Source organism: Marinomonas lutimaris (genome assembly GCF_019426345.1).
Classification (GTDB): Bacteria; Pseudomonadota; Gammaproteobacteria; order Pseudomonadales; family Marinomonadaceae; genus Marinomonas; species Marinomonas lutimaris.
On the sequence record NZ_JAHLLW010000002.1, the window covers coordinates 39,779 to 58,370 of the forward strand.

The 18,592-nt window shown below is 44.2% G+C and carries 14 protein-coding genes and 1 riboswitch; of the genes, 10 read left to right on the top strand and 4 right to left on the bottom strand.

The window, feature by feature from the left end; genetic code table 11:
- Entirely contained in the window at window positions 1-1,374 is a 1,374-nt protein-coding gene (locus tag KPL72_RS03125; RefSeq protein ID WP_249422081.1) for an FAD-dependent oxidoreductase, read from the top strand.
- Here KPL72_RS03125 and KPL72_RS03130 read toward each other — a convergent pair.
- Window positions 1,371-2,921: a sensor domain-containing diguanylate cyclase gene (locus KPL72_RS03130; protein ID WP_219701837.1), complete on the bottom strand. Its 1,551-nt coding sequence runs from the start codon at window positions 2,919-2,921 to the stop codon at window positions 1,371-1,373. The two genes, KPL72_RS03125 and KPL72_RS03130, sit on opposite strands and share 4 nt — an antisense overlap.
- 201 nt (window positions 2,922-3,122) lie before the next feature.
- On the opposite strand from KPL72_RS03130, the gene rho reads away from it, so the two are divergent.
- Window positions 3,123-4,079, top strand: coding sequence for a transcription termination factor Rho (gene rho / locus KPL72_RS03135; RefSeq protein ID WP_219701838.1), 957 nt, complete (start codon window positions 3,123-3,125; stop codon window positions 4,077-4,079).
- Between the two features lie 26 nt (window positions 4,080-4,105).
- Here the strand turns inward: rho and KPL72_RS03140 are convergent, their stop codons facing one another.
- The 3 genes from KPL72_RS03140 to KPL72_RS03150 all read right to left on the bottom strand — a co-directional run bounded on the left by KPL72_RS03140 (window position 4,106) and on the right by KPL72_RS03150 (window position 6,817).
- On the bottom strand, window positions 4,106-4,570 hold the full coding sequence (locus KPL72_RS03140; RefSeq protein WP_212918580.1) for a bactofilin family protein: 465 nt from the start codon (window positions 4,568-4,570) through the stop codon (window positions 4,106-4,108).
- The gene (locus KPL72_RS03145) at window positions 4,480-5,424 is read right to left on the bottom strand and encodes a M23 family metallopeptidase (protein WP_219701839.1); all 945 of its coding nucleotides are present in this window, start codon (window positions 5,422-5,424) and stop codon (window positions 4,480-4,482) included. Before KPL72_RS03145 ends, KPL72_RS03140 begins: the two co-directional genes overlap by 91 nt.
- A 196-nt stretch (window positions 5,425-5,620) precedes the next feature.
- Window positions 5,621-6,817, bottom strand: a complete 1,197-nt coding sequence (locus KPL72_RS03150; RefSeq protein ID WP_219701840.1) for a DEAD/DEAH box helicase — start codon at window positions 6,815-6,817, stop codon at window positions 5,621-5,623.
- 351 nt (window positions 6,818-7,168) lie between these two features.
- Window positions 7,169-7,276: riboswitch (guanidine-I (ykkC/yxkD leader) on the top strand.
- 62 nt (window positions 7,277-7,338) lie between these two features.
- Here KPL72_RS03150 and KPL72_RS03155 point away from each other — a divergent pair.
- The 8 genes from KPL72_RS03155 to KPL72_RS03190 all read left to right on the top strand — a co-directional run bounded on the left by KPL72_RS03155 (window position 7,339) and on the right by KPL72_RS03190 (window position 18,213).
- Window positions 7,339-8,391 (top strand): putative urea ABC transporter substrate-binding protein, encoded by a 1,053-nt coding sequence (locus tag KPL72_RS03155; RefSeq protein WP_212918583.1) that lies wholly within the window; start codon window positions 7,339-7,341, stop codon window positions 8,389-8,391.
- Between the two features lie 61 nt (window positions 8,392-8,452).
- The gene (locus KPL72_RS03160; protein ID WP_212918584.1) at window positions 8,453-9,271 is read left to right on the top strand and encodes an ABC transporter permease; all 819 of its coding nucleotides are present in this window, start codon (window positions 8,453-8,455) and stop codon (window positions 9,269-9,271) included.
- Window positions 9,268-10,089: an ABC transporter ATP-binding protein gene (locus KPL72_RS03165; protein WP_219701841.1), complete on the top strand. Its 822-nt coding sequence runs from the start codon at window positions 9,268-9,270 to the stop codon at window positions 10,087-10,089. Before KPL72_RS03160 ends, KPL72_RS03165 begins: the two co-directional genes overlap by 4 nt.
- Window positions 10,090-10,109: 20 nt before the next feature.
- A complete protein-coding gene (locus KPL72_RS03170; protein WP_219701842.1) occupies window positions 10,110-10,850 on the top strand; it encodes an urea amidolyase associated protein UAAP1 in 741 nt (246 codons plus the stop codon).
- Between the two features lie 2 nt (window positions 10,851-10,852).
- Window positions 10,853-11,494, top strand: coding sequence for an urea amidolyase associated protein UAAP2 (locus KPL72_RS03175; RefSeq protein ID WP_219701843.1), 642 nt, complete (start codon window positions 10,853-10,855; stop codon window positions 11,492-11,494).
- A 108-nt stretch (window positions 11,495-11,602) separates the two neighbouring features.
- The gene (gene uca / locus KPL72_RS03180; protein WP_219701844.1) at window positions 11,603-15,223 is read left to right on the top strand and encodes an urea carboxylase; all 3,621 of its coding nucleotides are present in this window, start codon (window positions 11,603-11,605) and stop codon (window positions 15,221-15,223) included.
- On the top strand, window positions 15,220-17,061 hold the full coding sequence (gene atzF / locus KPL72_RS03185) for an allophanate hydrolase (RefSeq protein ID WP_249422082.1): 1,842 nt from the start codon (window positions 15,220-15,222) through the stop codon (window positions 17,059-17,061). Before uca ends, atzF begins: the two co-directional genes overlap by 4 nt.
- Window positions 17,062-17,259: 198 nt before the next feature.
- Window positions 17,260-18,213, top strand: coding sequence for a GlxA family transcriptional regulator (locus tag KPL72_RS03190; RefSeq protein ID WP_219701845.1), 954 nt, complete (start codon window positions 17,260-17,262; stop codon window positions 18,211-18,213).
- The last annotated feature ends 379 nt before the right edge of the window (window positions 18,214-18,592 follow it).

Sequence of the window (18,592 nt, forward strand, 5' to 3'; positions counted from 1 at the left end):
TTGCGCAAAAAAGTACGTTTGCTTTATCTAAAAGAGTTGAGCGAATTTGAAAGATTGAAAGGCGAAGGGCCAGCTCCAGTTCGGCCTAAAGGGCATCTTGAATCCTGTTCAAATTGTGCTGGCTCAGGTTTGGTTGCCTCTGTTAGTTACCCTGAACCAGATACTGAAAAATATCCTCATGTTGCTATTATTGGTGGCGGTATAGGCGGCGTAGCTTTGGCCGTTGCTTGTCTGCATCGCGGCATTCCTTTCACGCTGTATGAACGTGATCACGGCTTTGATGCTCGTTCGCAAGGTTATGGTTTGACCTTGCAGCAAGCTAGCAAGGCGATTGAGGGCTTTGGCATTTTCTCGTTAGAAAAAGGTGTGGTTTCAACTCGACACGTTGTTCATACGCCGGAAGGGAAAGTTGTCGGTGAATGGGGCATGAGAAAATGGCTGCAGTCCGATGCGACAACCTCTCCAAAGCGAACCAATATTCACATTGCTCGTCAGTCTTTACGCTCAGCCTTGCTTGAACAGTTAGGTGGGCGCGATGTCGTACAATGGGGGCATCAGTTAGTTGATTTTAAAGAGGGGGATGATGTTTATCTCAGCTTTTTGGTGGATGGTGAGTTAACTCACGCTAAGGCGGATCTTGTTGTTGGTGCGGATGGTATTCGCAGTGCGGTGCGCCGTTTATTGATTGGTGAGGAAAAAACACCTCTACGCTATCTTGGTTGTATCGTGATTTTGGGGATTTGCCCCTTGGCCGATTTAGATGGTCTTGAGAACGATTTGTTAGATTCGGCAACGGTATTTCAAACCGCTAATGGCAATGAACGCATTTATATTATGCCTTATGACGCTGATTCTGTGATGTGGCAACTGAGTTTCCCTATGTCAGAAGAGGACGCGAAAGCCTTGAGTGCTCAAGGTGTTCAGGCTTTAAAAGACGAAGCCTGTCGCAGAACTCAGTGGCATGATCCTATTCCTCAGATTCTATCGGCTACTCAAGCGGCACAAGTGTCAGGTTATCCGGTTTACGACCGAGAATTACTTACTGCAGAACTACTAGAGAAAGGCGATAAAGTGACACTGATTGGCGATGCGGCTCATCCGATGAGTCCATTCAAAGGTCAGGGGGCGAATCAGGCTTTGTTGGATGCGTTGGCCTTGGCTCGGGAAATATCCAAAGGCTGCTGGTCAAAATCTCAGTGGCGCGAAGCGGGTATTCGATCAAGTGTTCTCACCGAGTTTGAAGCTGAAATGTTAGAGCGTAGTGCAGTTAAAGTAGAAGGCTCCGCTGAGGCGGCCGAGTTTTTGCATTCTGATATTGTGCTTTATGAAGGTGATGAGCCGAGAGGCCGAGCCTTAAAAAGACTAGATAATTAGCTGTGAACGATAGAGCAATTTCGGCCCTGTCGTTTTGCTTGATACAAAGCGATATCCGCTTTCTTGAGCGTTATTTTAATTGTATCGTTGCTATTGCTATCCCAATATGAAATGCCTAAGGAAACAGTGATGTTACCTGCTATAGGTATTTCATATTGTGCAATTTTTACACGCAATTTCTCCGCAAAAAGATGCGCATCAGACTGTTTAGTCGATGGTAATAGGATTAAGAATTCCTCTCCGCCATTACGAAAAATGATCGCGTTTTTATCGCAGGTCTCTTTCATTAGCCAGCTCAACTGCTTTAAAACCTCATCGCCTACATCATGACCAAACAGATCATTAACTACTTTGAAATGGTCGATATCTAACGCAATTACAGCAAAGCTTTGTTTAATTTCCCGCCATTGTTCTAATATCTGATCTAAGCTGCGACGATTGTACAAACCTGTCAAAGGGTCGGTATTAGTGTCTATATTTAGTTGATTGATTTTGTTATTCAAGGCGCCTAAACCGCGAAGAATTGCGCGTTTAAGTTCATAAACCTCAAAATACCAAGATTTAATATTTAAAATATTATGCTCGGCATCAGTATCGTGCATGTTGCTAGCGTGGTGCGCTAATGCTTGTAAAGGCGTTGTAATAAATATACTGGCGACCCAAATAGCTAAAAGTGTTAATAGTAATACGGGTAAGCTTCTCCAAATTACTTCCGTTAATTGCACATCTAATTCAGCCATAACACTATCAAAAGGACGTTGTGTAATGACTCCCCAGCCAGCTCGTTCGATATGTGCATAGCCAGCTAACATAGATATACCTAATGAGTTTATAACGCGAGCACTGCCTGATTTACCGTCTATGGAGGCATTAAGAACCGGGTTGTTTTGAACATGATCTCCAATTCGATTTTTATGCAGGTGATAAATTATTTCTTTGTGTCGGTCTACAACATAGATATAAGAACCGTCACTGTAAGGATGTTGGCCGAGTAGGTTAAAGAATACATTGTTTTGGTGTAGGTAAATGGTGCCCGCAATATAGCCTAAATATTCGCGATTCTTTGTATAAATAGGATGAGAAATACTGACTAGATAACTGCCAGAAGGCGATAGAAATGGATCTGCTACTATTGGTTTTCGAGTATTAAAGGATTGGCGTGCTTCAGTTGGTAATAAGAGTCCTTTCACAGGAACTGTAAGTGGAAAAACAGTCGTGATAATTGCTTTTGAATTAATAATTGAAACAGAGTTAAAGAAGCTTGATTGCTGATATAGTCTTTTGGCTTCTGACTCTAGAAGTGCTTCGTTATCAAAATCTGTTGATAAAATATTTGCACTGTAAGCTAATTGCTTTTGAGCATTTTGTAAAAAATTATTGGTGGTTTCTGCTAGTTTAGCTGCGTAAACACGATTGGCTTCAAGAGTTGAGTCGATCAGTAACTGTTTTTGAACTTGGTAGGTCACATAATAGCTATTGGCAAATGTGAGTAGCACAGCTGCGATAGTAAGTAATAAAAAAAGTTTCCGTAAGTCTAAGCGGAGCAACGCGTATCCCCCTGTGCTAAGCCTGAAATCTTGTGTCAGTGTAGATACGAGCTTTTTATTGTTTTATAAATTTAATCTATCACCATTATAACGAAGGTTAAGCATTATGAGCAGTAAAAAAATCATCGGCTATATGGTAAGGTAGTATTATTTTTATCAATAAATCAAACACATAATTATCCTAGACTATAAGACCACATTATGACGAGAAAAATATTAAGTTTGAAAGGTAAGCGATCTTCAGACGCTAACCCTGTCGATGAAGTGGCCGAGGATTTATATCAGAATGATCCGCAAAAACGTTTTCTAAATGGTGTTGCGGTGCATCCTTCACCCTGTATTCGTCTCGAAACTGGTTCTCAACATCTTTCGATGCGAGCGATGGATCTGATTACACCAATCGGTATGGGGCAACGAGGTTTGATTGTTGCACCCCCAGGTTCAGGTAAAACGACCACGTTAAAGCATATTTGTCAGGCGGTTGGAACGGCTTATCCAGAGATAAAACTCTATGCCTTGCTTATCGATGAGCGTCCTGAAGAAGTAACGGACTTTAAGCGTGGTGTATCCGCAGAAGTGCATGCCTCGTCTTCTGATGAAAGTTACGCCCAACATGTCAAAGTCGCTGATGATTTGCTTGATATTGCTCGCACGCAAGCGGGAGAAGGTCATGATGTGATGATTGTGATTGACTCTCTAACAAGGCTCTCACGGGTCCATAATGCCGACAGAAAGAGTAGTGGTCGAACCATGTCTGGTGGACTTGATACTAGAGCCTTAGAAATTCCTCGTAAGTTGTTTGGCTCCGCAAGAAAGATAGAAAATGGTGGGTCGTTAACGATTCTAGCGACTATTTTGGTGGATACTGGCAGTAAAATGGATCAAGTGATCTTTGAAGAGTTCAAAGGCACGGGGAACATGGAGATTGTATTATCACGAGAAGCGGCGAGTCATCGAATCTTTCCTGCTATCGATATTGCGAAAAGCAGTACACGCCGAGAGGAATTGCTTATTGATGCGAAAGATCTTGAGAAGGTGCGCGCCTTACGTCGTTCACTTACGCACCTTAAACCGGTCGAAGGTGCTCAAAAATTGGTTGAGTTGTTGCAAGAATATCCAACCAATGCCGAACTATTGAAGGCTTTTTCGCCTAGTTAACGCTTAACTACAAAAGTGATTTTAAGTTAGGTGTTTTTGTTTTTACTGATCAAGACCATATTGTCTTCTTGATGGTCTTGATCAGCTATCTCTTTTATGTCGTCTAGGCTACTTAGGCTTTCTTGTTTTTCAACGACCTTGTCAGAAGGGTTGGTGATCCCCATAAATTTTCCGCCTGGTTCGATACTCAAGTTGTCACTGTAAACCGTGCCACTGACTCGGCCACAGCTTAAAATTTCAATATAGGTTGCGTGGCAGATGCCTTCAAAATTGCCATTAATGATCAGGCGTTCTGTAGTGATTTCCCCTTGAACATTACCTGATGTACTAATTTTAATTTGATTTTTGGCTTCAATCTGGCCTTCGACGTTACCGTCTATTTGTAAGTGGTTTGCGACACTTATGTGCCCGTTAATTGTGCAGCCTTCTGCGATGAGAGTTGTAGTTGCTGACTGACTCTTAACTCTATTTTGCCCACCAAAGATTCCCATCGTATGCCCCTTACACTTTCAAAAATAGTATCAAAGTTATCAACATCCCAAACTATGAAGGGCTTGGGATCTAGCGCTCGTCCAATGAAGCGTATTTCATAATGTAAGTGCGGTCCTGAGGTTAATCCACTGTTGCCTGAATAACCGATCAAATCGCCTTTTCTGATAAAATCGCCCTTGTTAACAGCAAATTTACTCATGTGTGAGTAAGAACTGGAAAATCCGTATCCATGTAATAAACGCAAGAAGTTCCCTGAGCCTTCGTTACTGGGTCTGGTTACTTCTACTGTTCCGTCCGCTGGCGCATAAATAGGCGTTCCTGTATTTACCGCGAAGTCTTGGCCACGGTGAATCCTTATTGTGCCAAGCACTGGGTGTTGTCTTGAACCATAACCTGACGAGGTTCTGGCATCTTTTACTGGTGGTCCGCTTGGTATTTGCGTCAGCATGGCAATTCGCAATGATGAGTTCATTGCGGCCGTATCGAGTCGTGATTCAAGTTCAACATTTTCTTGATCATCCATGCCAAGAACTTTCTCTAAATCATTTAGCCGATCAGAGACTCCCTGAATACGTTCTTCTCTTTCCGATAGATCTGCTTCCAAACTTAGTTTTAATGCAGTAAGCAAGGATATTTCTTTGGTCAAAGAGGAAGATTTATTTTCCAGTTCGAGTAATTTAAGTTTTGAATATTCTGCATCGTTAACTAAGTAGTAAATGATTCCTGCAGTAAGCAAGATCGCAAGGAAAATAATGTAACTGAAAAATTTGAATGTATGACGTGTCCGTTTTCCGAAACTAAAGTGTTTTGTTCCATCAACTGAAGAAATGGATACCGTTATATTGTCTTTCATCGTTTTACTTTTTTACCAACATCATAATTCATAGCTTAGATATACAGCAAAGCGCCTATCTTTGTAAACTTTTGTATGCATAAGCGCACTTTTTATGCATGTATTTTCAGGTTATCGTAAAGGGGTGGAGGTTGCTTTAGGTAGAAAGCTCTACCTAAAGCGGATCTTCTATAAAAACATACAACAAGGCGTAACTTTAACGGTTTGCCTTGCGAACGTAATTCAGAATTGAGATTGGAACGACTTTTCTCACAGGGAAACCGTCAATCTCTTTGCGGTCAATGATGTGCTTTAGTCGGCTCTCTATGGCGCAAAGGTTTTTAAAGTCACCCATGGCAACGAAAGAAATAGCTTCGCCAGATGCGCCAGCACGACCTGTTCGGCCAATGCGGTGGATGTATTCTTCTGGTTTGAACGGCAAGTCGTAATTGACCACACGGCTTAATTCACCGATATCCAGACCACGAGCAGCAACGCCTGTTGCGACTAGGTATTTTAGTTCGCCAGATTTGAATTGCGCCAAAATCTTTTCACGCATGGCTTGGCTTCTATCGCCATGAATACAATCGGCGACTATTCCGCGTTTTGCTAGCTGATCAACAAGCTTAGCTGCGCCGTGTTTTTTCTCGATAAAGATAAGCGCCTGATCCCATTTTTGCTCATTAATCAAATGACTGAGTAGGGCAGACTTAGTGTCTTTATCAACGGTGATTAACCACTGCTTTATATTGGCGGCCGCGCGGACGTTAGGTGAAATAGATATTTCTGCCGCTAGATCGGTCATTTTGCTGTCTGAAAAATCAAATGCTAGAGCGCGAACATCGTCGGTCATGGTCGCCGAAAATAATAGGTTCTGACGGTTTTCAGGTAAACGTTCCATAATCTTGTTGATATCGCCAACAAAACCCATGTCGACCATTCTGTCTGCTTCGTCCAACACCATGACTTTCAGTTCATCAAAGTGCAGCGCACGCTGATGGGCCAAATCGAGCAATCTGCCTGGAGTGGCGACCAGAATATCAACGCCTTCGATTAGGCGCTCTTTTTGAGCTTCGGTATCCACACCACCATACACGGCCATAGAGGTCAGCTTGGTGTGTTTAGCGTATTGAGCCACACTGGCTTCAACCTGAACCGCTAACTCACGAGTAGGCACGAGAATCAGTACACGGATGCGTTTGCCGCGAAGTGTTCCTGCTTTAGTGAATCGTTCTAGCAATGGCAGAACAAAAGCAGCGGTTTTACCTGTTCCTGTTTGTGCTGTGGCGATTAAGTCTTTACCTGAAAGGATGATGGGAATCGCTTGTTTCTGGACTGGAGTAGGGGTTTTGTAACCCAGTTCAGTAATAGCTTGAACAAGAGGACTGGATAATCCTAGTTTTGCAAATGGCATAAGGTGCTCTGACAGATTGTCGTAAGGTGTGTCGAAAAGAAAAGATGGTGCAGTATAACGTAAAAGTCGTCGTTGGTTGTTTGAAAGTTGTAATTAGCCTGATTGTTATGGATGACGACTAATTTTGTTAGGGTGAATACAAGCATTACAAACAAATTAGGGGTGCTTTTTTATAGTGCGTTTCAATTTTGATGATCTTATTTAGTTCATTTTTGAGTGTTCTCTCTTTAGTTATTTCTACAACATTATTAAATAATTCATGTAAAACAAGGATATATAATGGTTGGCACGGTATCTGCTTTTACTGAAGTGTTCGTACCCTTGGAAAGTCGGACATCACAATTTAGATTACCAATAGAGAGCTAGGGTTCCGATTTCGATTTGATCGAAGTGACTGGTCCGAGAGCTTTCGACCTTGACAGTTTCAGGGTTACACGGCGGGACAAAAGCCCGGGAGACCACATGGCGATATTGCCAAGGGTACTCCGTGTGTAATTAAACAAACTGAAAAGGTAACTTCAATGAAATACTCCGCAAAAAAAGTAACCGTTTTACTGTTTACGCTTCTCCTGTCTGCAAACACCTTTGCTGCCGACAAATTTAAAGTGTGTTGGTCTATCTATGTGGGTTGGATGCCTTGGGCTTACGCTGCACAAGAAGATATTGTCAAAAAATGGGGTGATAAATACGGCATCGATATCGATGTAGTGCAAATCAACGATTACGTCGAATCTATCAACCAATACACCGCAGGCCAGTTTGATGCCTGCGCTATGACCAATATGGATGCGCTAACGATTCCTGCTGCTGGCGGTGTTGATAGTACGGCATTAATTGTTGGTGATTTCTCAAACGGTAATGACGCCGTTATCTTAAAAGACAAAAAGAAGTTAGCCGATATTAAAGGCCAAGATGTCAACTTGGTTGAATTGAGTGTGTCTCATTACTTGCTCGCTCGTGCCTTGGATTCTGTTGGTATGAGCGAAGCGGATGTCAATGTTATCAATACCTCTGATGCCGACATGGTGTCTATATATGGTACAAGTGACGTGACATCAGTAGTGACGTGGAATCCATTGTTAAGTGAAATCACCTCTATGCCGAATTCAAACAAGGTGTTTGATTCTTCACAAATCCCAGGTGAAATCATCGATATGCTCGTTGCTAATACGGATACGCTGAAGGCAAATCCTAATTTAGGGAAGGCATTAGTCGGTGCTTGGTATGAAGTCATGGCATTGATGAATGGCAATGATCAAGCGGCAATCGATGCTCGTACCGCCATGGCAGAAGCTTCTGAAACGGATTTAGCAGGTTACGACTCTCAACTAGCCAGCACGAAAATGTTTTATACACCACAATCTGCATTGGCTTTGACTAACAGCAAAGAGCTGATTGCAACCATGCAGCATGTTGCACAATTCTCCTTTGATCATGGCTTATTAGGCGATGGCGCACCAGATGCGGGTGCCATTGGTATTGAGACACCAGCAGGTGTGTTTGGTAACCCTGATTACATCAAACTTCGCTTTGACCCAACTTACATGCAAATGGCAGCTGACGGCCAACTGTAACCATCCAAAGTAAACGCTCTGTTTATTAAGGATGTTTAAGTGGAGCGCCATGGGAAAAAGCATGAAAAAACTTATAAATTATAAGCCAAACCGAACCAACACTATCTTACTTGGGCTGCTGCCATTCGCCTTATTAATCATAGTGTACATGGTGAGTTCCGATGCGCGATTAGCCATTAACCCAAATGACAAGCTTCTGCCTGCGTTTAGCCAAATGGGTGAATCCATGTATCGCATGGCGTTTGAGCCAAGCAAGCGTTCGGGGGAATTGCTGTTTTGGCAAGATACCACAAGTAGCTTGATGCGCTTGGGATTGGGCGTGCTTATTGCGGGATTCGTCGGATTGTTTGTTGGTTTATTAACAGGCGCTTTGCCTATTTTTGCTGCGGGCTTTTCTCCTTTACTAACCGTGGTGTCATTGGTGCCGCCACTGGCTTTGCTACCGATATTATTTATTGTTGTTGGCCTTGGTGAAGTGTCAAAAATCACCTTGATCGCAATAGGAATAACACCTTTTATCGCTCGAGATATTCAACGTCGTACACAGGAAATTCCAGCAGAACAACTGGTTAAAGCACAAACCTTGGGTGCGAGTACAAGCCAGATTCTGATCCGTGTGGTATTGCCGCAAATTATGCCGAAATTGATTGATGCGATTCGTTTGTCTTTAGGGGCTGGCTGGTTGTTTTTAATCGCGGCGGAAGCCATTGCATCAACAGATGGTCTTGGGTACAGGATATTTTTGGTGCGCCGTTATTTGTCTATGGATGTAATTTTGCCTTACGTGGCGTGGATTACATTCTTGGCGTTCTTGGTGGATTTCTTACTCAGTAAATTAAACCGTCGACTCTTTCCTTGGAGTTTGGAGGCAAAATCATGAGCAAGACAGCATCAAAAGAAACGATGATTCAAGCCAAAAATATTGGCAAACGCTACGGCCAAGATGTCATTCTTGAACGGGTTAATGTCAATGTCGAAGAGGGTGAGTTTATTACCTTAGTTGGTGCATCTGGTTGCGGCAAAAGTACTTTCTTGAAAATGATTTTGGGCATTGAATCGGCCACAGAAGGCGAATTGCTTCTGGATGGTAAGCCGATTCCGAATGAGCCTGGCTCGGATCGTGGCATTGTGTTTCAGCAATACTCTGTTTTCCCGCACATGACTGTGTTGGAAAACGTGATCGCTGCGAAAGGGTTTCAAAAATCTTCCATCACTGGCTATTTGTTTGGCAAAGAGAAAAAAGCGGCCAAGCAAGAAGCGACAGACATGCTAGAACAAGTAGGTCTAGGTCATGCTTTGCACCGCTATCCACACGAATTATCGGGTGGCATGAAGCAGCGTCTTGCCATTGCCCAGGCGGTCATTTGTAAACCACGAATTTTACTGCTGGATGAACCTTTTGGTGCACTGGATCCTGGTATTCGAGCCGATATGCATACCTTGGTGTTGGATTTATGGCGCAAGCATAAGTTGACCATATTTATGGTCACTCACGACCTAAAAGAAGGTTTCTACCTCGGCACACGTTTATGGGTGTTCGACAAGCTGCGTCATGATCCTCATTCCCCTAATGCTTATGGCGCCTCTATTACCTATGACTTGCCCGTCGGACATACGGCAACGCCACTTTTTGAAGAAATAGATCAACGTATTCGACCGCTTAATACGGCGGAGCAGCCCATTTCGAGTATGGAATAGAACGCAGAGGAAAAGACATTATGAATAAATACGAAACCATTATCCCTGCCGCAAGTCATTGGTCATTGCGCGTACGTCGCGGAATGCAAATGACCCTGACAGATATTGAAGGCGATGCCAATGTTGGTATGGTGTTTTATAACCCAGAAAACCTTTTGGAGCGTTACAACGCGCCCGATACCTTAAAAGGTCAGCACACGTTTAAACTGACCAAAGGTCATTGCTTGTATTCCGATATGGGGCGCATATTTGCTTCCATCATTGAAGACACCATTGGTTGGCACGAGACGGTCAGTGGTAATAGTCATGCTTCGCATATCGAGGCGAAATGGGGTAAGCGTGATTATCAAAACGACCGCAATGGTTGGATGCAAAATGGTCATGACGCCATGTTAGTGGAAATGGCCAAATACGGTTTGAGCAAAGCGGATATTGCTGCGAATTTAAACTTGTTTAGCCGAGTTGGTACCGATGCTGACGGCAATATGTCGTTAGTGGAAGGCAATAGTCCAGCGGGTTCCAGCGTTACCTTACGCTTTGAAATGGACACCTTAGTAATGCTGCATACTTGTCCGCATCCATTAAACAAAGCAACCAGCTACCCCAAAAAGCCGATTTCTATTCTGTTAGAGAAAGCCACGCCAGTGGCAGAAGACGATTTGTGCAAAATGTCTCGTCCTGAAAATCAACGTGGTTTTGCCAACAACGAACTCTATTACCTTGGTGCCGATATGAGCACAGACACCGGCGCGGAGGCCTAATCATGATTAAAGAGAGCCAATTAACCCCAGAAAGCGCGAACACGACTTACCATATTGATGCAGGTGATTACTTTATTGGCGTCGTGAAAGCAGGCAGCACCTTTCGTATTGTTGATTTAGAAGGCAACCAAGCGGCAGATACCTTGTTTTACAACGCCAATGATCCTGCCGAGCGTTACAGCGCAACGGACACCATTCGCGAACAAGGCAATGTGTATTTAACCGCTGGGTCTGAGATTCGTTCTAATGAAAACAATGTCATGTTGGAAATCGTTGCCGATACCTGTGGTCGTCACGATACCTTGGGCGGCGCTTGCGCGACGGAAAGTAATACTGTGCGTTACGACTTGGAAAAACGCTGTATGCACGCTTGTCGAGATAGTTGGATGTTGGCGATTGCTGAAAACCCAGAGTTTGGTTTATCGAAGCGTGACATTAGTCACAACATCAACTTTTTTATGAATGTGCCTGTTACGGAAGCGGGTGGTTTGACCTTTGAAGACGGTATTTCTGCACCAGGTAAATATGTGGAAATGGTCGCCAAAATGGACGTCGTCGTGCTGATTTCGAACTGTCCACAATTGAATAACCCTTGCAACGGCTACAACCCAACGCCAGTCGACATGCTAGTTTGGAATGCCTAACTGCGTCGTTTTCTAAGGTGTTTTAACAAGTAATTTAGTCTCATTTTAACGCAGTGGACGACCACTGATGTTTATCTCGCTCCGGGACGGCCCGGCGAAGGTTGAACTATGTTTAACAAGGTATTAATTGCCAACCGTGGCGCCATCGCGACACGTATTATTCGCACCCTCAACACAATGAAGATTGGCTCGGTGGCCGTGTACGCCGAATCCGATGCCAAAAGCCTACACGTCAAGCGCGCCGATGAAGCTTTTTCCTTAGGCGAGGGCGGTGCCAGCGACACCTACTTGGATATGGAGAAAATCCTGCGTATAGCCAAACAATCTGGCGCTCAGGCGATTCATCCAGGCTATGGTTTTTTGAGCGAGAACGCGACCTTTGTGCGTCGTTGTGAAGAAGAAGGCATTGCATTTATTGGCCCCACCGCCGAACAGATGGTGGAGTTTGGTCTGAAACACAGAGCACGCGAATTGGCGCAAAAAGCCAATGTGCCATTATCGCCAGGCTCTGAATTGCTTACCGATTTAGAAAGTGCCTGCCAAATTGCCTGCGAGATTGGTTACCCTGTGATGCTAAAAAGCACGGCGGGTGGCGGTGGCATTGGTATGTATTTATGCCACGATGAGAAAGGGCTACGAGACAACTTTGATTCCGTGCGTCGTTTAGGTGCCAATAACTTTGCTGACGATGGTGTTTTTTTAGAGAAGTTTATTGCTCGCGCCCGTCATATCGAAGTGCAGATTTTTGCCGATGGTAAAGGCGGCGCATTAGCGCTGGGCGAGCGTGATTGTTCGAGCCAACGTCGTAATCAAAAAGTTGTCGAAGAATGTCCTGCGCCAAATTTAATCGACGACGTGCGTAAACAACTTCATCAAACCGCCGAATTATTATTGTCGTCTGTTCAGTACCGTAACGCCGGTACGGTAGAGTTTATCTACGATATGGACACAGATAAATTCTATTTCCTTGAAGTAAATACCCGTTTGCAGGTAGAGCATGGCGTTACCGAAATGGTCTATGGTGTGGATTTAGTGGAATGGATGGTGCGCCTTGCCGCTGGTGAAGACCTTGCGCTGGATGCTAAGCGTGCCGCGTTAAAACCAAATGGCCATGCGGTGCAGGTGCGTATTTACGCAGAAGATCCTTATAAAGATTTTCAGCCTTGTGCTGGCTTATTGAGTCAGGTTGCTTGGCCTGTAGAGGAAAAAAATGCTGGCGTTCGTATCGACTCATGGATCGAAACGGGTATTGAGGTATCACCTTATTTTGACCCCATGCTTGCCAAGGTGATTGTTTATCAAGAGGATCGTGACGCTGCATTTGCCAAACTAAAAGCCACGCTAGAGGATTGCAGGTTATATGGCACAGAAACCAACCTTGATTACCTGAAAAACTTGGTGACCGACCCTGTGTTATTACGCGGTGAAGTTAGCACTCGTTACCTTAATGAGTTTGTTTATCTTCCTGCTCGTATTGACGTTTTAAGTGGCGGCACACAAACCACGCTGCAAGATTTTCCTGGTCGTCAGCACCATTGGAATGTGGGCGTACCACCGTCTGGCCCGTTCGATAATTATCATTTCCGCTTAGCAAATCGCTTGCTTAACAATCCTGATTCCGCCGCTGCTATGGAAATTACTCTGCAAGGGCCGAGCTTGAAGTTCAGTTTTGAAACGCGCGTGGTGGTTTGTGGCGCTCTGATTGAGGCGAGAGTTGATGGAAGCGTGATTGAGCAAAACCAAGTCGTGACCATCAAAGCGGGTGAGATCTTAACCTTGGGCCGAATCAAAGAACAAGGCGCACGGGCGTATTTGGCCGTAGCGGGTGGCTTTGATTGCCCAGATTATTTGGGCTCAAAATCGACTTTCACCTTAGGGCAATTTGGCGGACACAATGGTCGCGCCATTCAAACAGGCGATGTGCTGCATACTCTTGAATCTCAGGGTTCATTGTTTTCTAACGCTTTACCTGCTGAGTTAGTTCCTGTGCTGGGCAATCAGCATGAATTACGTGTGATTTACGGCCCTCATGGTTCGCCTGATTTCTTTACGGCAGAAGACATAGAAATGTTCTTCGGCACGGACTGGGAAATTCACTATAACTCCAGCCGAACCGGTGTTCGCTTGATTGGCCCAAAACCGAAATGGGCGCGCAACGACGGTGGCGAAGCAGGTTTGCACCCATCCAATATTCACGATAACGCCTATGCCTTTGGTAGTGTAGATTTTACGGGTGACATGCCGGTGATTCTTGGTCCAGATGGTCCGTCTCTTGGTGGCTTTGTTTGTCCTGCGACTGTGATTACCGCGGATCTTTGGAAGCTGGGTCAATTACGTGCTGGCGATAAAATTCGTTTTATTCCTGTGACCTTAGAAGACGCTGTGGCGTTAGAAGCCTCGCAAAATGAAGGCTTGGCTAATCTAGCTGCATTTGATCGAAATATTGCCTCTTGTGAAGTGCAGACGCCGATTCTGAAAACCCTATCGGCAGATCGTTTTGGCGATGAAATTGTTTATCGTGCTGCGGGCGATCATTTCTTGCTGGTGGAATATGGCGAGCAAATGTTAGATATCCGCTTACGTTTCCGCGCTCATGCTTTAATGCAATGGTTAGAGAAAAACCCATTAAAAGGCATGCGAGAACTCACTCCAGGGATTCGTTCTTTGCAAATTCACTACGACAGCCAGTATTTGAGCTACACCGATTTATTGGACCATTTGGAGTCAGCTGAGCAAGCCTTGAGTAGCCAGCTTGATGAACTGACTGTTCCCTCTAGAACGGTTTATTTGCCACTGTCTTGGGATGATAAGGCCTGCCAAGAAGCCATCGATAAATATGCCCAATCTGTACGCTCGAATGCCCCTTGGTGTCCAAGTAACTTAGAGTTTATTCGTCGTATTAACGGCTTAGACAGTATTAACGATGTGAAAGAGATACTGTTCAGTGCCAGTTATTTGGTGATGGGCTTGGGGGATGTGTACCTTGGTGCGCCCGTTGCGACCCCAGTTGACCCACGACACCGTTTGGTGACGACTAAATACAATCCTGCGCGTACATGGACAGCGGAAAATTCCGTTGGTATCGGTGGATCTTACTTGTGTGTATATGGCATGGAAGGTCCTGGCGGTTATCAGTTTGTTGGTCGAACACTGCAAATGTGGAATCGCTATCGCCAAACAAGTGCGTTTACCAAGCCTTGGTTGTTGCGTTTCTTTGATCAAATTCGTTTCTATGAAGTGAGCCATGAAGAGTTGGATCAAATCCGTAAAGACTTCCCGCACGATAACTATGGTATTCGCATTGAGGAGAGCACCTTTTCTTTGGCTGACTACCAAAGCTTTATTGATGAAAACCAAAACAACATTGATGAATTCAAGCAAGTGCGTAATCAAGCTTTTGAGGCGGAGTTAGCGCGCTGGCACGCCAATGGACAGTTCCATTTTGATACGGACGAAACCGAAGCCGTCGCCAGCGACATCACTTGGAACGAAGACGCTACCGTCGTCGATAGCCCTGTGTCAGGCAGTGTTTGGCAAACCCAAGTGAAAGAAGGCGATCAAGTACAGGCGGGGCAGCTTCTGGTGATTTTAGAATCCATGAAAATGGAAATTCCTATCTACGCACCCGCCGCAGGCGTGGTATCGGATTTGTTACTAAAAGACGGTAGCCGCGTCAACGCCGGCCAAGCCATTGTTGTTTTGGAAGAATTAGTGGAGAAAGAAGCATGAGCATCAGTATGACGACGAACGATACAAGTGAGAACACATTGGACATGGGGTTTAGTGCATTGCGCGAGTCTTATAAAACAGGCGCTTCCACACCAGCCAGTGTGATGGCGGACATTCGTGAGCGCGCGGCTGAGTATGCGGATCACAATATTTGGATTCATTTATTAAGCGAAGTCGAGCAAGCGGTTTGGCTGGACGCGTTAAAAGACAAAGACATGGCGTCCCATCCTTTGTGGGGGATTCCATTTGCTATTAAAGATAATATTGATCTTGCAGGTATTCCAACGACAGCGGGTTGTGTTGCCTTTGCTTATACGCCAGATGTCTCGGCTCAGGTGGTTCAGCAGTTAATTGATGCAGGGGCCATACCCGTTGGCAAAACCAATTTGGATCAATTTGCTACCGGTTTAAACGGTACGCGCTCGCCCATTGGTGCGTGTCATAACTCGTTTAATTACGACTACATCAGCGGCGGTTCCAGTTCTGGTTCAGCGGTTTCTGTGGCGCTTGGCTTGGCTAGTTTCAGCTTAGGGACAGATACGGCCGGTTCCGGTCGTATTCCGGCTTGTTTCAATAACTTGGTTGGCGTGAAGCCGAGCATCGGTTTGTTATCGGCTACGGGTATGTTGCCAGCTTGCCGTAGCTTGGACTGCATGACGATTTTTGCCTACAACACAGACGATGCCAACATCGCCTTAGCAGTGGCAGAAGGTTTTGATGCACGAGACGGCTACAGCCGTCAGAACCCATTTGATAACCAAGCGCGTCATTATGGTTTACGTACGGGGTCGTTAAAAGTCGGCGTGATTCCAGCTCATCAATTGAAATTCTTCGGTGACGAAAGCTACGAAAAAGCGTATTTGCAAACTTTGGATTTATTGAAAGAACAGGGCTTTGCTTTCCAAGAGATCGACTATGCGCCGTTCGATGAAATCGCCCAACTTTTGTACGAAGGTCCTTGGGTGTCCGAGCGTTATATTGCTACTCAGCCATTAATCGATGAGAACCCAGATGCGATTTTCCCTGTGGTTCGCGAGATCATCGCACCGGGTGGCAAACCGCCAGCAACATCATTGTTTAAAGCACAATACCGCATTAATGATTTGAAACAAATTTGCCTAGCGCAAATGGCGCAGGTCGATTGTTTGCTTACGCCAACGGCAGGTCGTCACTTTACCGTGGCAGAAATGCTGGCAGAGCCGATTAAACGAAATAGCGAGTTGGGTTATTACACCAACTTTATGAACTTGATTGACTTGGCTTCCATCGCCGTACCCACAGTGATGACAGATAACGACATGCCATTTGGTATCACGCTCGTTGGGCCGACTTTTAGTGATCGTATGTTGATGTCCATTGCTAATCGCATTCAGCAAGCGCTTCCACTGAAAAAAGGGGCGTTAGAGGCAATGGCGATGCCGAGCAACACGACACCAGTTGGCAATAATCAAACCATCGATGTCATGGTATGTGGCGCGCATTTAGAAGGCCAGCCGCTGAACTGGCAATTAACAGAACGTGGTGCCACCCTAAAAGCCAAAACCACCACAGCCCCGAATTATCGTATGTACGCACTGGCTGGTGGGCCACCGCTTCGTCCAGGATTGATCCTTGATCAAGACAAGGGCGACGCCATCGAAGTAGAAATCTGGTCTGTACCAACCGCAAACTTCGGTAGCTTCGTTGCAGGCATCCCCGCACCACTTGGCATTGGCAAAATAAAACTCGCCGACGGCAGCCAAGTGGCAGGCTTTATCTGCGAGCCATATGGAATCGAAGGCGCACAAGATATCACCCATCTGAACGGCTGGAGAGCGTATTTGGCATCGTTGAGATAGTCTTATTCAGCGGGGATTGAACGAGAATAAAAAAGCCACTTTTCTAGCGATAGATAAGTGGCTTTTTCTAGCAGAGATAAAAAAAAGATATTATTATCAATGACTAAGTTTTTTACCTCTACTGTTTTAAAAGGGATTAGAGTTTATGTTTTTGAATGTTATGAATATTGCGTTGGCAAAAAGGTGGGGTAATAGGTTATGAAAAGTGTCGCTATGGTTCTATTTCCAGATATTCTAATGCTTGATGTTGCAGGCCCACTTGATGTTTTTAGTATTGCCAATCGCTATCTCAGTCCTTCTGATCAGTATAAAATAACGACGATCGGTATTGATTTTCTACCTTTACCAACAACCAATGGCCTCGCTCTTATTCCTCAAAAAACGATTGATCAAGTATCGATGGACTTTGATTACTTGCTTGTACCTGGAGGCCCTGGAGCCTACAACCAAAAAAATCCTATTCTGGCTTCTTGGTTAGCTGAAGCCGCCCAACAATCTAAGCAATATGGTTCAATTTGTACTGGCGCATTTTTGCTAGGTGAAGCAGGCTTGCTTGATGGGTACCATGTGACAACACACTGGAATTATAGTGCTTGGCTTGCGAAAGAGTATCCAAAAGCTTTTATCGAAACGGATAAAATTTATTTGCGAGATCGTAAACTTATTACATCTGGAGGAGTGACCGCAGGCATTGATTTGGCGCTTTCTATTGTTACGGAGGATTATGGTAAATGTGTCTCATTAGATGTTGCCAAAGTTCTATTGGTAACAATGAAAAGGCAAGGTTTGCAGACACAGTTTAGTCCATTAATTTCAACTGAAATGAAGGTATCGTCACAGATCTCAGAAGTACAAAGTTTTGTTCTTCAAAATATAGCAGATAGCCTTAGCACAGAGAATTTAGCTCAATCCGTTTCTATGAGTAAAAGGAATTTTACCCGAGTATTTGTTCGAGAAATGGGAGTTACTCCGACAGAATTCGTACAAAATACACGCGTTGACCATGCCCGCAACCTATTAGAAAGTACTGAGATGCCAATAAAAACGATAGCCTACCATAGTGGCTTCGGTGATGATAAACGTATGCGTGAAGTCTTCAATCAAAAGTTAGGGCTAAGTCCTTCTCAATATAGGAAAAATTTTAGTGGATGATATTTACCAAATCTACTTTTAATGAAAAAATCCAATTAATTTAATTTTCTATTTTATTTTTCTCTCATTCTGTTCTGATGATTTATATTGCCCGATATAAAAAATAATATATGGCCTGAAGGCTCAATTTATGTATAAGAAATTAGATATTTTATTGTCTCTTTCTTGTACATTTTTGCCCTTTTAAAAACTTAATTTCCTTGTGTTTTGTTATTCTCTTTTTTACTTTCTTTAGACTTAAAATTTCGATTTTGTGATTTTTTCGATTATTTTAATGTAGCCATTGCTTCTAAGTCGTCTATCTTCCCTTCTTTTTAAATATTATTTTGTCTATATCTGAGTGTTATTTGGCCGAATACCCCCCCCAATGTTTTGTTGT